The organism is Pseudomonas sp. AN-B15, from assembly GCF_019056475.1.
In the GTDB taxonomy this organism is placed as follows: Bacteria; Pseudomonadota; Gammaproteobacteria; order Pseudomonadales; family Pseudomonadaceae; genus Aquipseudomonas; species Aquipseudomonas parakoreensis.
The window spans coordinates 4,794,939-4,809,015 of the sequence record NZ_CP049737.1 but is presented as its reverse complement, the minus strand read 5'-3'; the positions used below and the strand labels follow the sequence as shown (position 1 = coordinate 4,809,015).

14 protein-coding genes are annotated in these 14,077 nt (G+C 60.4%); all 14 read left to right on the top strand.

The genetic code is table 11. The features are described 5' to 3' along the window. Position 1 precedes the first annotated feature (1 nt). The 14 genes from hscA (at position 2) to GTQ41_RS21590 (ending at position 13,968) form a co-directional block, all read left to right on the top strand. On the top strand, positions 2-1,867 hold the full coding sequence (hscA, locus tag GTQ41_RS21655) for a Fe-S protein assembly chaperone HscA (protein WP_047296341.1): 1,866 nt from the start codon (positions 2-4) through the stop codon (positions 1,865-1,867). Continuing rightward, positions 1,867-2,208, top strand: coding sequence for an ISC system 2Fe-2S type ferredoxin (gene fdx / locus GTQ41_RS21650; protein ID WP_041071821.1), 342 nt, complete (start codon positions 1,867-1,869; stop codon positions 2,206-2,208). The genes hscA and fdx overlap by 1 nt, the downstream gene beginning before the upstream one ends. A gap of 14 nt (positions 2,209-2,222) precedes the next feature. Then, positions 2,223-2,423: a Fe-S cluster assembly protein IscX gene (iscX, locus tag GTQ41_RS21645; RefSeq protein ID WP_047296339.1), complete on the top strand. Its 201-nt coding sequence runs from the start codon at positions 2,223-2,225 to the stop codon at positions 2,421-2,423. An 88-nt stretch (positions 2,424-2,511) separates the two neighbouring features. Further along, complete coding sequence (gene ndk, locus GTQ41_RS21640) at positions 2,512-2,937, top strand: nucleoside-diphosphate kinase (RefSeq protein WP_003227894.1); 426 nt, start codon at positions 2,512-2,514, stop codon at positions 2,935-2,937. Positions 2,938-2,965: 28 nt separating this feature from the next. After that, the gene (rlmN, locus tag GTQ41_RS21635) at positions 2,966-4,114 is read left to right on the top strand and encodes a 23S rRNA (adenine(2503)-C(2))-methyltransferase RlmN (RefSeq protein WP_007964428.1); all 1,149 of its coding nucleotides are present in this window, start codon (positions 2,966-2,968) and stop codon (positions 4,112-4,114) included. 12 nt (positions 4,115-4,126) lie between these two features. After that, positions 4,127-4,885, top strand: a complete 759-nt coding sequence (gene pilW, locus GTQ41_RS21630; RefSeq protein ID WP_047296336.1) for a type IV pilus biogenesis/stability protein PilW — start codon at positions 4,127-4,129, stop codon at positions 4,883-4,885. Then, positions 4,885-5,919 carry a RodZ family helix-turn-helix domain-containing protein gene (locus GTQ41_RS21625; RefSeq protein WP_047296335.1) on the top strand — a complete coding sequence of 345 codons (1,035 nt, stop codon included), beginning with the start codon at positions 4,885-4,887 and terminating at the stop codon, positions 5,917-5,919. Before pilW ends, GTQ41_RS21625 begins: the two co-directional genes overlap by 1 nt. Before the next feature lie 3 nt (positions 5,920-5,922). Beyond that, positions 5,923-7,032 carry a flavodoxin-dependent (E)-4-hydroxy-3-methylbut-2-enyl-diphosphate synthase gene (gene ispG, locus GTQ41_RS21620; RefSeq protein WP_025109215.1) on the top strand — a complete coding sequence of 370 codons (1,110 nt, stop codon included), beginning with the start codon at positions 5,923-5,925 and terminating at the stop codon, positions 7,030-7,032. Positions 7,033-7,068: 36 nt separating this feature from the next. After that, the gene (hisS, locus tag GTQ41_RS21615; protein ID WP_003227887.1) at positions 7,069-8,358 is read left to right on the top strand and encodes a histidine--tRNA ligase; all 1,290 of its coding nucleotides are present in this window, start codon (positions 7,069-7,071) and stop codon (positions 8,356-8,358) included. 41 nt (positions 8,359-8,399) lie between these two features. Further along, complete coding sequence (locus GTQ41_RS21610) at positions 8,400-9,041, top strand: tetratricopeptide repeat protein (protein ID WP_041071830.1); 642 nt, start codon at positions 8,400-8,402, stop codon at positions 9,039-9,041. Then, positions 9,034-10,185 carry an outer membrane protein assembly factor BamB gene (gene bamB / locus GTQ41_RS21605; RefSeq protein ID WP_047296334.1) on the top strand — a complete coding sequence of 384 codons (1,152 nt, stop codon included), beginning with the start codon at positions 9,034-9,036 and terminating at the stop codon, positions 10,183-10,185. The genes GTQ41_RS21610 and bamB overlap by 8 nt, the downstream gene beginning before the upstream one ends. A 135-nt stretch (positions 10,186-10,320) precedes the next feature. Next, the gene (der, locus tag GTQ41_RS21600) at positions 10,321-11,793 is read left to right on the top strand and encodes a ribosome biogenesis GTPase Der (RefSeq protein ID WP_041071834.1); all 1,473 of its coding nucleotides are present in this window, start codon (positions 10,321-10,323) and stop codon (positions 11,791-11,793) included. 247 nt (positions 11,794-12,040) lie between these two features. Beyond that, positions 12,041-13,189, top strand: a complete 1,149-nt coding sequence (locus GTQ41_RS21595; protein WP_047296333.1) for a pyridoxal phosphate-dependent aminotransferase — start codon at positions 12,041-12,043, stop codon at positions 13,187-13,189. Beyond that, entirely contained in the window at positions 13,177-13,968 is a 792-nt protein-coding gene (locus tag GTQ41_RS21590) for an amidohydrolase (protein ID WP_047296332.1), read from the top strand. Before GTQ41_RS21595 ends, GTQ41_RS21590 begins: the two co-directional genes overlap by 13 nt. Positions 13,969-14,077: the final 109 nt, after the last annotated feature.

The following is a 14,077-nucleotide window of genomic DNA, read 5'->3' as shown; positions in this document are numbered from 1 at the left end:
GATGGCCCTACTGCAGATCGCCGAACCCGGCCAAAGTCCTCAACCGCACCAGCGTCGTCTGGCTGTGGGGATCGACTTGGGCACTACCAATTCGCTGGTCGCTGCGTTGCGCAGTGGTCTTTCCGAACCACTGGCCGACGCTGACGGGCAGGTCATCCTGCCGTCCGCCGTGCGTTATCACGCCGACCGCGTCGAGGTTGGCGAGTCGGCCAAGCTGGCCGCGTCCTCCGATCCCTTGAACACTGTGCTGTCGGTCAAGCGCCTGATGGGCCGTGGTCTGTCCGACGTCAAGCAATTGGGCGAGCAACTGCCGTACCGCTTTGTCGGTGGCGAATCGCACATGCCGTTCATCGACACCGTGCAAGGCCCGAAAAGCCCGGTCGAAGTCTCCGCCGACATCCTCAAGGTCCTGCGTCAGCGTGCTGAAGCGACTTTGGGTGGCGAGCTGGTCGGTGCGGTGATTACCGTTCCGGCGTATTTCGATGATGCTCAGCGTCAGGCCACCAAGGATGCGGCGAAACTCGCCGGTCTGAACGTGCTGCGCCTGCTCAACGAGCCGACTGCTGCGGCAGTGGCGTATGGTCTGGATCAACACGCCGAAGGGCTGGTCGCAATCTATGACCTGGGCGGCGGCACCTTCGATATTTCGATTCTGCGTCTGACTGGCGGTGTTTTCGAAGTGCTGGCCACTGGCGGCGACAGCGCGCTGGGCGGCGACGACTTCGATCACGCGATTGCCGGCTGGATCATCGAGAGCGCCGGCTTGTCCGCCGATCTCGACCCGGGTGCGCAACGCAATCTGCTGCAAACCGCCTGCGCGGCCAAAGAGGCCCTGACCGATGCGCCCAGCGTCGAAGTCGCCTACGGTGACTGGAAAGCGCAGCTGACCCGCGAAGCCTTCGATGCGCTGATCGAGCCAATGGTTGCCCGCAGTCTGAAAGCCTGCCGCCGCGCCGTGCGTGATTCCGGTGTCGAACTGGAAGACGTGCATGCCGTGGTCATGGTCGGCGGTTCGACCCGTGTGCCGCGTGTTCGCGAGGCGGTTGCCGAAGCCTTCGGTCGTCAGCCATTGACCGAAATCGACCCGGATCAAGTGGTGGCCATCGGGGCCGCGATCCAGGCGGATACGCTGGCTGGCAACAAGCGCGATGGCGGCGAACTGCTGCTGCTCGACGTGATTCCACTGTCCCTGGGGCTGGAAACCATGGGCGGGCTGATGGAGAAGGTGATTCCGCGCAACACCACCATTCCGGTGGCTCGCGCGCAGGATTTCACCACGTATAAAGATGGTCAGTCGGCCATGGCGATCCATGTGCTGCAGGGTGAGCGCGAGCTGATCAGCGACTGCCGCTCCCTGGCGCGCTTCGAACTGCGCGGCATTCCGGCGATGGTGGCTGGCGCGGCGAAGATTCGCGTGACCTTCCAGGTCGATGCCGACGGTCTGCTCAGCGTGTCTGCCCGTGAACTGGGTTCGGGCGTTGAAGCGAGCATTCAGGTCAAGCCGTCCTACGGCCTGACCGACGGTGAAATCGCCAAGATGCTCAAGGACTCGTTCCAGCACGCCAACGACGACAAGGTCGCCCGCGTCCTGCGCGAGCAGCAAGTTGATGCCCAGCGTCTGATCGAGGCGGTGCAGGGCGCTCTGGAGGCCGATGGCGAGCGCTTGCTCGACGCCGAAGAGCGCATGGTCATCGAGTTGCAGATGCAGGAACTGGCCGAACTGATGAAAGGCACCGATGGTTACGCCATCGAGCAACAGACCAAGCGTCTGTCGCAAGTGACCGATGCTTTTGCTGCCCGCCGCATGGATCTGACGGTGAAAGCCGCTCTGTCGGGGCGCAACCTGAATGAAATCGAGGATATCTGATGCCGCAGGTCATTTTTCTGCCCCACGAGAAGTTCTGCCCTGAAGGGATGGTCGTCGAGGCCGAGCCTGGCACTTCGATTCTCGAGCTGGCTCACGAACACCACATCGAGATGGAAAGTGCCTGCGGCGGCGTTTGCGCCTGCACCACTTGCCACTGCATCATTCGCGAGGGTTTCGACTCGCTGGAAGAGGCCGACGAACTGGAAGAAGACTTCCTTGATCGTGCCTGGGGTCTGGAAGCGCAATCGCGCCTGGCCTGTCAGGCGATCGTCGGTGAAGAAGATCTCACCGTCGAGATTCCAAAATATTCGCTTAACCATGCGGCCGAAGCGCCGCACTGACTGGTAAGACTGTCATGAGCTACGGTTGGAATGATGTTCAACGTATTGCAGAAGAGCTGGCCGAGGCCCACGAGGGGCTCGATCCGTACTCTGTAGGTTTTGTCCGTCTGCAGCAGATGATTCTTGAGCTGCCGGATTTCGACAGCACTTCTGGCCGGGTCGGCGAGAAGGTGCTCGAGGCGGTTCAGGAGCTCTGGGCCGCAGAATTGGACTGATCCTCCCCGCAGGTTAGGCAATACCCAAGAACCCGCGTATAATTCGCGGGTTTAATTTTTCGCAAATTACTGTTTCTGGAGTTACACCATGGCTGTTCAACGTACTTTCTCCATCATCAAGCCTGACGCCGTTGCTAAAGGCGCTGCCGGCGAAATCGTTACCCGTTTCGAAAAGGCTGGTCTGAAAGTGGTTGCTTCGAAAATGAAGCAGCTGTCCAAAGCCGAAGCTGAAGGCTTCTACGCTGAGCACAAAGAGCGCGGTTTCTTCGGTGACCTGGTTGCTTTCATGATCTCCGGTCCCGTGGTTGTTCAGGTTCTGGAAGGCGAAAACGCTATCGCTCGCAACCGTGAGCTGATGGGCGCTACCAACCCTAAAGAAGCTGCTGCCGGCACCATCCGTGCTGACTTCGCCGAGTCGATCGACGCCAACGCCGTTCACGGTTCGGACTCCGAAGCCGCTGCTGCTCGCGAAATCTCGTACTTCTTCGCAGCTACTGAAGTAACCACTCGCTAAGCATTGCTTAAAGAGTGAAGGTGAATCCATGACGACATCGACTGTGAAAACAAACCTGCTGGGTCTGACCCAGCCGGAAATGGAAAAATTCTTCGACTCAATCGGGGAGAAGCGTTTCCGTGCCGGTCAGGTAATGAAATGGATTCACCACTTTGGTGTCGATGATTTCGACGCCATGACGAACGTCAGCAAGGCCTTGCGCGAAAAGCTCAAGGCTGTTGCTGAGGTCCGTGGTCCCGAAGTGGTCAGCGAGGACATTTCCAGCGACGGCACCCGCAAGTGGGTGGTGCGCGTGGCGTCCGGCAGCTGTGTCGAGACCGTGTACATTCCCCAGGGCAAACGCGGCACGCTGTGCGTTTCGTCCCAGGCAGGCTGTGCCCTGGACTGCAGTTTCTGCTCCACCGGCAAGCAAGGCTTCAACAGCAACCTCACCGCCGCCGAAGTCATCGGTCAGGTGTGGATTGCCAACAAATCCTTCGGCAGTGTTCCGGCTACCATCGACCGCGCCATCACCAACGTGGTGATGATGGGCATGGGCGAACCGCTGCTGAACTTCGACAACGTCGTGGCCGCCATGCATCTGATGATGGATGACCTGGGCTACGGGATCTCCAAGCGCCGCGTGACCCTGTCCACCTCCGGCGTGGTGCCGATGATCGATGAGCTGGCCAAGCACATCGACGTCTCCCTGGCGTTGTCCCTGCACGCACCGAATGACGCATTGCGTAACCAATTGGTGCCGATCAACAAGAAATATCCGCTTAAGATGCTGCTCGAGTCGTGCCAGCGCTACATGTCCGCCCTGGGCGAGAAACGTGTGCTGACCATCGAGTACACCTTGCTCAAGGACGTCAACGACAAGCTTGAGCACGCGGTGGAAATGATCGAGTTGCTCAAAGACATTCCGTGCAAGATCAACCTGATTCCGTTCAACCCGTTCCCGCACTCCGGTTACGAGCGGCCGAGCAACAATGCCATTCGTCGGTTCCAGGATCAGTTGCATCAGGCCGGCTTTAACGTCACTGTCCGCACCACCCGTGGTGAAGACATCGACGCCGCATGTGGTCAATTGGTAGGGCAGGTGCTGGATCGCACCCGTCGCAGCGAACGTTACATCGCCGTGCGCGAGTTGAGCGCCGACAGCGATCTGGCACAGAACGCCGCGAACACTAACTAAGAGAGGATCTCTATGTCCCTGCGCTTTGCGCTGCTGTTGCTGATGGCCAGCCTGTGTGCTGGTTGTGTCCTGTCGGGTGACTACAACCCGATGAAGACCAGCAAGGGCCGCGACGAAGCGCGTGCCGCCTACGTGCAGCTGGGACTGGGATACTTGCAGCAAGGGATGACCGAGCGCGCCAAGGTGCCGCTGAAGAAGGCGCTGGAGCTGGACGGCTCCGATGCTGATGCCAATGCTGCCCTCGGGCTGGTGTTCCAGGCCGAAATGGAGCCGAAACTGGCCGATGAGCATTTCCGCAAAGCCCTGTCCTCGCGTCCCGCCGATGCACGAATCCTCAATAACTACGGCAGTTTTCTCTACGAAGAACAGCGTTACAAGGAAGCCTACGAGCGTTTTGAGCAGGCAGCCGCCGATACCCTGTATCCTGAGCGTTCGCGGGTGTTCGAGAACCTCGGCATGACCGCCTCGAAGCTCGGGCAGCGGGATCTGGCACAACAGCAACTGGAAAAAGCCCTGCGGCTGAACCGTCAACAACCGCGCGCTTTGCTGGAAATGGCTGAGTTGTCCTTCGAAGACAGGCATTATGTGCCCGCGCGTGATTATTACGACCGTTTCAGCCTGCTAACCGAGCAAAATGCACGTAGTCTATTGCTCGGCGTTCGGCTGGCAAAAGTGTTTGAAGATCGCGACAAGGCCGCCAGTTACGGCCTGCAATTAAAACGACTCTATCCCGGTACGCCGGAATATCAGCAATACCTGTCGGAGCAATGATGAAAGCGGCGCATCCCGAAGTTGTAGCAGCGACTCGCGTTAATCCCGGTGAGACCTTGCGCCAGGCACGCGAAAGCAATGGCTGGTCGCTGGCCGAAGTGGCCCTCAAGCTCAACCTCACCGTGACTTCCCTGAGCAATCTTGAGGCTGGCGCTTTCGACAAGCTGCCGGGGCATACTTTCGCTCGCGGTTACATTCGCGCTTATGCCAAATTGCTCGGCATGGACCAGACCGTTCTGGTCCAGCAGTTCGACCAGTCCACTGGCACCGACTCACAAGGCAGCAATGTGCATGCATTGGGTCGTATTGAAGAGCCGGTGCGGGTGTCCCACACCATTTTGCGGATCGTCAGCCTGCTGTTGCTGATTGCGGTCATCGGCGGCGGTTTCGTCTGGTGGCAGGATCAGACCTCGCTGCGCACCAAGGATTTGACCAGCCTCGCCCCGGAGCACGTTGAAGTCGAAGGCGCCGACGGCACCACGCAGATTCACCCGATCGACGAGCCGGAAGACCAGGCCGTGGCCGAAGGTCAGTCCGAGGGCGCGACCGCTCTGGCGCTGCCACAGTCGGAAACCACCGCTGAATCGACCGGTGCCGAGCCTGCCGCTCCGGCCGCGGCACCAGCAGCACCGGCCGTAACGCCGGCCGCCCCGGCTCATACTCCGGCTCCGGTGGTTGCCACTCCGGCTACACCTGCACCGAACGTTCCGGCTGCTCCGGCACCGACCGTGACTGCGCCAGTGGTGGCGGCCACTCCAGCGCCAACCGCAGAAGCGGCTGCTCCGGCGGCCGGCGATGGCCAGGTACAATTGCAGTTCAGCGCCGATTGCTGGGCACAGGTCACCGACGGTCGCGGCAAGGTATTGTTCAGCGGTCTGAAACACAAAGGCGACAGCGTCTCGGTTTCCGGCAAGCCGCCACTGGCGGTACGCCTGGGTGTGGCTCGTGCCGCACAGGTCAGCTACAACGGCCAACCGGTCGATATCGCTCCGTTCACCAGTGGCGAGACTGCTCGCCTGAAGTTGGGTCAATAAGTCATGCACGGCGAATCTCCAATCAAACGTCGCGTTTCGCGCAAGATCTGGGTCGGTAACGTGCCTGTCGGCGGCGATGCGCCCATCGCTGTGCAGAGCATGACCAACAGCGACACCAATGATGTGGCGGCCACCGTTGCCCAGATCAATCGTCTGGAAGCGGCCGGCGTCGACATCGTCCGCGTTTCGGTACCGGACATGGACGCCGCTGAGGCGTTTGGCAAGATCAAGCAACTGGTCAAGGTGCCGCTGGTTGCCGACATCCACTTCGACTACAAGATCGCGCTGCGCGTCGCCGAACTCGGTGTGGACTGCCTGCGCATCAACCCGGGCAACATCGGTCGTGAAGACCGGGTGCGCGCGGTGGTCGATGCCGCCCGTGACCGCGGGATTCCGATCCGTATCGGCGTCAACGCCGGCTCCCTGGAAAAAGACCTGCAGAAGAAATACGGCGAACCGACTCCGGCTGCACTGGTCGAGTCCGCGCTGCGTCACGTCGAGCACCTCGAACGCCTGAATTTCCAGGACTTCAAGGTCAGTGTGAAAGCCTCCGATGTGTTCATGGCCGTTGAAGCCTACCGTCTGCTGGCCAAGGAAATCGTCCAGCCGCTGCACCTGGGCATCACCGAAGCCGGTGGTTTGCGTTCGGGCACAGTGAAATCCGCCGTGGGCCTAGGTATGCTGCTCGCCGAGGGGATTGGCGATACTATCCGCATCTCGCTGGCGGCCGATCCGGTCGAGGAAGTGAAGGTCGGTTACGACATTCTCAAGTCTTTGCATCTGCGTTCCCGTGGCATCAACTTCATCGCCTGCCCGAGTTGCTCGCGGCAGAACTTCGATGTGGTCAAGACCATGAACGAGCTGGAAGGGCGCCTTGAAGACCTGCTGGTGCCGCTGGATGTCGCGGTGATCGGTTGCGTGGTCAACGGCCCCGGCGAAGCCAAGGAAGCCCATATCGGCTTGACCGGCGGTACGCCAAACCTGATTTACATCGACGGCAAGCCGTCGCAGAAACTGACGAATGACAATCTGGTGGACGAGCTGGAAAAGCTGATCCGCGAGAAAGCGGCCGAGAAGGTCGAAGCTGACGCAGCGGTCATCGCGCGCGGCTGACCTGACTGAAGCGCCGAACGAATTTAAGGATTTAAAGTGAGCAAGTCTCTGCAAGCCATTCGTGGCATGAACGACATCCTGCCCGAACAGACCCCGCTGTGGCGTTATTTCGAGGGTACAGTCGCGCGTCTGCTGGATAACTACGGTTACAAGCAGATCCGCATGCCGATTGTCGAATTCACTGAGCTGTTCAAGCGCTCGATCGGTGAAGTGACCGACATCGTCGAAAAAGAGATGTACACCTTCGAAGATCGCAACGGCGACTCCCTGACCCTGCGTCCGGAAGGCACTGCAGCGTGTGTGCGTGCGGTGCTCGAGCACGGCATCACCGGTGGTGGCCAGGTGCAGAAGCTTTGGTACATCGGCCCGATGTTCCGTCACGAGCGTCCGCAGAAAGGCCGTTATCGCCAGTTCCACCAGATCGGTCTGGAAGTGTTCAACCTCGACGGCCCGGACATCGATGCCGAGCTGATCATCATGACCTGGCGCCTGTGGGGCGAGCTGGGTATCCGTGATGCGGTCAAGCTCGAACTCAACAGCCTGGGGACCAGCGAGTCCCGTGGTCGCTATCGTGAAGCGCTGGTCGAGTACCTCTCGGCGCACCACGATAAGCTCGACGAAGACAGCCAACGTCGCCTGAAAACCAACCCGCTGCGCGTGCTCGACACCAAAAATGCCGACACTCAGGCGGTATTGGTCGATGCGCCGAAAATGGCCGACTACCTGGACGACGAATCCCGTGCGCACTTCGAAGGTCTGAAGGCGCGTCTGGACGCGGTTGGCATCCCGTACGTGCTCAACCCGAAACTGGTACGCGGCCTCGATTACTACAGCAAAACCGTATTCGAATGGGTCACCGACAAGCTCGGCGCCCAAGGCACTGTCTGCGCGGGCGGTCGTTACGACGGTCTGGTCGAGCAGATGGGCGGCAAGCCGACCGCAGGCGTCGGTTTCGCCATGGGCATCGAGCGTCTGGTGTTGATGCTCGAAACCCTGGAGCAGATCCCGGAAGAAATCTCCCGTCAGGTCGACGTCTACCTCTGCGCCTTTGGCGAGCAGGCCGAACTGGCCGGCCTGGCCCTGGCCGAGCGGGTACGTGACCAGCTTCCAAACCTGCGTCTGCAAGTCAATGCCGGCGCCGGCAGCTTCAAAAGCCAGTTCAAGAAAGCCGACAAGAGCGGTGCGCTGTATGCACTGATCCTGGGTGACGACGAAATGGCCCAGCAAGTGGTAGGTTTCAAACCCCTGCGTGGCCAGGGCGAACAACAAAGCATTGCCTGGGATGCGCTTGCCGCTCACCTGGCCACCTGCGTCGTGCAGGGTTGAAGCTGTCCAAACAGCCGATTTAGCGATTAAGGAGTATTGGGGTGTCGAGTACCGAAGACGAACAGTTGGCGGATTTGAAGGACTGGTGGACACGCAACGGCAAACCTCTGGTCACCGGCGGCCTGTTGGCGCTGGTCATCGTGTTCGGCTGGCAGGCTTTTCACAAGTATCAGAGCAACCAGGCGCAAGGCGCCTCGGTGCTCTATCAGCAACTGCTGGAAACCACGCTGACCCCGGACGGCAAGCCTGACGCTGCCCGCGTTGCGGACCTGGCCGGCAAACTCAACAGCGAATTCGGCGGCACCGCGTACGCACAGTACGGCAGCTTGTTCGTGGCCAAGGTAGCGGTCGACAGCGGCAAGCTGGACGACGCCGCCACCGAACTCAAGGCCATCGTTGCCAAACCGGCCAACCCGGCGCTGGGCGAAATCGCCCGTCAGCGTCTGGCGCAGGTGCTGGGTGCGCAGAACAAGGCTGATGAAGCCCTGAAACTGCTCGACGGCGATGCCGACAAGGCGTTCCTGGCCACTCGCGAAGAACTCAAGGGTGACTTGCTGGTTCAGTTGGGTCGTACCGACGAGGCGAACACCGCGTATCAAAAAGCCAAGGCGGCACTGTCGGATGAAGCGGCAGTCGGTGGCCTTCAAATCAAGCTCGACGACCTGGCCAAAGGGGATGCGTGACGTGATCCGTTGGAAGCATGCAGCATTGCTGGCTCTGGCCATTCTGGCCGCGGGTTGCAGCAGCAACAGCAAAAAAGAACTGCCACCGGCCGAGCTGACCGACTTCAAGGAAGAAGTGGTTCTGCAAAAGCAGTGGAGCCGTTCGATCGGTGACGGTCAGGGTGAAACCTACAACATGCTGGTTCCGGCGATTGATGGTGACACCATCTACGCGGCCGATGTGACTGGCATTGTTATGGCCATGGATCGCGGCAATGGCGACGTGAAGTGGAAAAAGGATCTTGAGCTGCCTGTTTCCGGCGCCGTTGGCGTGGGTTACGGTCTGGTCACGATCGGTACTCTGAAAGGTGAAATCGTTGCCCTCGACGCCATCAACGGCGAAGAGAAGTGGCGCGCCCGGGTTTCCAGCGAAGTCCTCGCGCCGCCGGCCAACAACGGTGACGTTGTCGTGGTGCAGACTCAGGACGATCGTCTGATCGGCCTGGACGCTGCCACTGGCGACCGTCGCTGGACTTACGACAGTACCCCTGCGGTCCTGACCCTGCGCGGCACCAGCGCACCCGTTGTGACCAACCGCCTCGCGGTGGCTGGCCTGTCGACCGGTAAAGTGGTTGCCCTGGACATTTCCAACGGCGTGCCGGTCTGGGAGCAGCGCGTTGCGATTCCAACCGGTCGTTCCGAACTGGAGCGCGTGGTCGACATCGACGGCGGTCTGCTGCTGTCCGGTGAAACCCTTTACGTCGCCAGCTATCAGGGCCGCGTCGCGGCACTCGATCTGCAAAGTGGCCGTCAACTCTGGCAGCGCGATGCATCGAGCTATGCCGGTGTTGCCCAGGGTTTCGGCAACGTTTACGTGAGCCTGTCTTCGGGCACCGTTGAAGGCGTTGACGAGCGTTCGACCACTGCGCTGTGGAGCAACGACTCGCTGGCTCGCCGCCAGCTGTCGGCGCCGGAAGTGTTCTCCAGTTACGTAGCCGTCGGTGACCTGGAAGGTTACCTGCACCTGTTGAGCCAGGTGGACGGTCGTTTTGTGGGTCGTGAGCGTATCGACAGTGACGGCCTGCGTGCCCGTCCGCTGGTGGTGGGCAACACGATCTATGTGTATGGCAACAGCGGCAAACTGGAAGCCCTGACCATCAAGTAACAACTATGCTTGGGGTTAACCCCCAAGCGGCCCCGGATTTCCGGGGCTTGCAGCGCTAACCGGCGTTGCCCCGAGCACCAGCCGCTGCCTCGCAGCGGCTTTTGTATTTTCTGAAATAACGAAGTGGAGAGCCGCATGGTTCCCGTAATCGCCCTGGTGGGCCGACCGAACGTCGGCAAATCCACCTTGTTCAACCGCCTGACCAGGACTCGCGACGCCATCGTCGGCGACTTGTCCGGTCTGACCCGTGATCGCCAGTACGGTGAGGCCAAGTGGCAAGGGCGTTCCTACATTCTGATCGACACCGGCGGTATCTCCGGTGACGAACATGGTATGGACGAAAAAATGGCCGAGCAGTCGCTGCTGGCCATTGAAGAAGCGGATGTTGTGCTGTTCCTGGTAGATGCCAAGGCCGGTTTTACCGCCGCCGACCAGATGATCGCCGAACACTTGCGCAAGCGTAACAAGCGTTCCCACGTGGTCGCCAACAAGGTCGACAACATCGACCCGGAAATGGCCCGCGCTGAATTCGCCCCGCTGGGCATGGGCCACGCGATCCCGATCGCCGGTGCTCATGGCCGTGGTATCACTCAACTGCTGGAAGCGGCACTGAGCGATTTCCCGCGTGATGAAGACGAGCCGCAGGAAGGCGAAGAAGAAGAGATCGTTGCCGAAGGCGAGGAAGCCAAGCGCATTCCTGGCCCGAGCGAAAAAGACGGGATCAAGATCGCCATCATTGGTCGTCCGAACGTCGGCAAGTCGACGCTGGTCAACCGCATGCTCGGTGAAGACCGGGTCATCGTCTATGACCAGCCCGGCACCACCCGCGACAGTATCTACATCCCGTTCGAGCGTAACGACGAGAAGTACACGCTGATCGACACCGCCGGTGTGCGCAAGCGCGGCAAGATCCACGAAGAAGTCGAAAAATTCTCCGTGGTCAAAACCCTGCAGGCGATCAAAGACGCCAACGTGGTGATCTTCGTGATGGACGCCCGCGAAGGTGTGGTCGATCACGACCTCAACCTGCTGGGCTTTGCCCTTGAAGCCGGTCGTGCGCTGGTGATCGCGATCAACAAATGGGACGGCATGACCCCGAGCGAGCGCGACTTCGTCAAGGTCGAGCTGCAACGTCGTCTGTTCTTCGTCGACTTCGCCGACATCCACTTCATTTCGGCATTGCACGGTACAGGCGTGGGCAACCTCTACGCCTCGGTGCAAAACTCGTTCAAGTCCGCGGTGACCCGCTGGCCGACCAGCCGCCTGACGCAGATTCTCGAAGACGCGGTCAGCGAGCACCAGCCGCCGATGGTCAACAGCCGCCGGATCAAGCTGCGTTACGCTCACCTGGGTGGCGCAAACCCGCCGATCATCGTGATCCACGGTAACCAGATCGAGAAAGTGCCGAAGTCGTATGTGCGCTATCTGGAAAACACTTACCGCCGAGTGCTGAAGCTGGTCGGTACGCCGATCCGCATCGAGTTCAAGGGCGGCGAGAACCCGTACGAAGGCAACAAGAACACGCTGACCGACCGTCAGGTCAACAAGAAGCGCCGCTTGATGTCGCACAACAAGAAAGCCAGCAAGAAACGTCGCGACAAGAAGTGATCAATTTGATTGTTCCCACAATTTCGTGGGAATGCTCAACCGCTTCTGTAGGAGCTGGCGAAGCCTGCGATCTTTTGACTTTGCTTTGAAGGCAAGATCAAAAGATCGCAGCCTGCGGCAGCTCCTACAGGTCCGGCGATAAAGAGGGTGCTCAGTTGAGCGCCCTTTTTTTATGGGCGCCGGATGGGCTATTCTCGGGCTCTCCCGCGCCGCCGTCAGAGCCGGGTGTAGAGCAGGGAACCCCTCGATGATCACCAGTAAGTTGCCGAACGTCGGCATCACTATTTTCACGCAGATGTCTCAGCTCGCGGCGCAGACCGGAGCGATCAACCTGTCCCAGGGTTTCCCTGACTTCGACGGCCCGCAATCCCTGCGTGACGCGGTCGGTCGGCATATCGCCAGCGGCCACAACCAGTATTCACCGATGACCGGCCTGCCGGCGCTGCGCGAGCAGATCGCGGCGAAGATCGCGCGCAGTTACGGCGTGAAAGTCGATGCCGACAGCGAAGTGACCGTCACGCCGGGCGCAACCCAGGCGATCTTCTGTGCGATTCAGGCGGTTATCCACAGCGGCGACGAAGTCATCGTGTTCGACCCGTGCTACGACAGCTACGAACCGGCGACGCAGTTGGCGGGTGGTCGCTGCGTGCATGTGCAACTGAACCCGGATGATTTCTCCATCGATTTCGACAAACTCGCCGCGGCCCTCAGCACGCGCACGAAAATGATCGTCATCAATACCCCACACAACCCGAGCGGCGCACTGATCAGCCGTGCCGAACTGGATCAACTGGCAGAGTTGATCCGCGGGCGCGACATCTACCTGATCAGCGATGAAGTCTACGAACACCTGGTGTTCGACGGCGTGCCGCATGTCAGTGTGTTGGCCCACGAAGAGTTGTATCAGCGTGCGTTTGTGGTCAGCTCGTTCGGCAAGACCTACCACGTCACCGGCTGGAAAACCGGCTACGTGGTTGCGCCCCCGGCGCTGACCGCCGAGCTGCGCAAGGTGCACCAGTACGTCAGTTTCTGCGGCGTGACACCGCTGCAATACGCCCTGGCCGACTACATGGCCGAGCACCCGGAACACGTCGAAGAGCTGCCGCGTTTCTATCAGGCCAAGCGCGACCTGTTCTGCGATTTGCTGGCGCCGTCGCGTTTCACCTTCACCCGCGTCACCGGCACGTATTTCCAACTGGTTGATTACTCGCAGATTCGCCCTGATTTGAACGACGTCGATATGGCGATCTGGATGACCCGCAAACATGGCGTGGCGAGCATTCCGGTGTCGGTGTTCTATCAGGATCCACCGCAAGGCCAGCGCCTGGTGCGCCTGTGCTTTGCCAAACGCGAGGAGACGCTGCGCGAGGCAGCGGCAAAACTATGCGTGATCTGAGTGCGTTGCCCGATCTCAATCTGGCGCTGATCCAGACCAGCCTCGCCTGGCATGACCGTCAGGCCAACCTTGAGCACTTCGACGTGCTGCTGGAGCAGGCCCGAGGCGCCGACCTGATCATCCTGCCGGAGATGTTCACCACCGGTTTCTCCATGGCGTCGGAGACCCTCGCCGAAGCCGAGCATGGCCCGACCCGCAAATGGATGAAGGCGCAGGCCGCGAAGCTCAATGCAGTGATCACCGGCAGCGTGATCATTCAGGCGGCGGATGGCAGCCATCGCAATCGCCTGCTGTGGGCACGCCCGGACGGCGAAGTCTGGCATTACGACAAGCGCCACCTGTTCCGTATGGCGGGTGAGCACAATCACTACACGCCCGGCGAGCGTCAGGTGCAGTTCGAACTCAAGGGCTGGCGGATTCGGCCGCTGATTTGCTACGACCTGCGTTTCCCGGTGTGGAGTCGCGATGCGCAGGACACCGATCTGCTGCTGTACACCGCCAACTGGCCGGGCGCACGGCGTCTGCACTGGAACCGCTTGCTGCCGGCGCGGGCGATTGAAAACCTGTGCTACGTGGCGGCGGTGAACCGGATCGGCACCGACGGCAAGGGCTTTGCCTATACCGGCGACAGTCAGGTGCTGGATTTCCAGGGCGAGACCTTGCTGGCGGCGGGGGAGGCAGACGGCGTGTTCAAAGCGGTGCTGGAAGCGGCGCCACTGGCGGCGTATCGCGAGCGCTTTCCGGCGAATCTGGATGCGGATACCTTCGAGTTCACCTGAAAAGCCAAAGATCGCAGCCTGCGGCAGCTCCTACATCGGGACGGCGTACATCCTGTAGGAGCTGCCGAAGGCTGCGATCTTTTGATCTAAACAAAAAGGCCCCAGAGTT

Coding starts and splice junctions, on each gene's coding strand:
- bamB (WP_047296334.1), top strand. CDS start 9,034: ATGCGTGACGTGATCCGTTGGAAGCATGCAGCATTGCTGGCTCTGGCC.
- GTQ41_RS21595 (WP_047296333.1), top strand. CDS start 12,041: ATGATCACCAGTAAGTTGCCGAACGTCGGCATCACTATTTTCACGCAG.
- iscX (WP_047296339.1), top strand. CDS start 2,223: ATGAGCTACGGTTGGAATGATGTTCAACGTATTGCAGAAGAGCTGGCC.
- GTQ41_RS21625 (WP_047296335.1), top strand. CDS start 4,885: ATGAAAGCGGCGCATCCCGAAGTTGTAGCAGCGACTCGCGTTAATCCC.
- fdx (WP_041071821.1), top strand. CDS start 1,867: ATGCCGCAGGTCATTTTTCTGCCCCACGAGAAGTTCTGCCCTGAAGGG.
- pilW (WP_047296336.1), top strand. CDS start 4,127: ATGTCCCTGCGCTTTGCGCTGCTGTTGCTGATGGCCAGCCTGTGTGCT.
- GTQ41_RS21590 (WP_047296332.1), top strand. CDS start 13,177: ATGCGTGATCTGAGTGCGTTGCCCGATCTCAATCTGGCGCTGATCCAG.
- ndk (WP_003227894.1), top strand. CDS start 2,512: ATGGCTGTTCAACGTACTTTCTCCATCATCAAGCCTGACGCCGTTGCT.
- der (WP_041071834.1), top strand. CDS start 10,321: ATGGTTCCCGTAATCGCCCTGGTGGGCCGACCGAACGTCGGCAAATCC.
- rlmN (WP_007964428.1), top strand. CDS start 2,966: ATGACGACATCGACTGTGAAAACAAACCTGCTGGGTCTGACCCAGCCG.
- hscA (WP_047296341.1), top strand. CDS start 2: ATGGCCCTACTGCAGATCGCCGAACCCGGCCAAAGTCCTCAACCGCAC.
- ispG (WP_025109215.1), top strand. CDS start 5,923: ATGCACGGCGAATCTCCAATCAAACGTCGCGTTTCGCGCAAGATCTGG.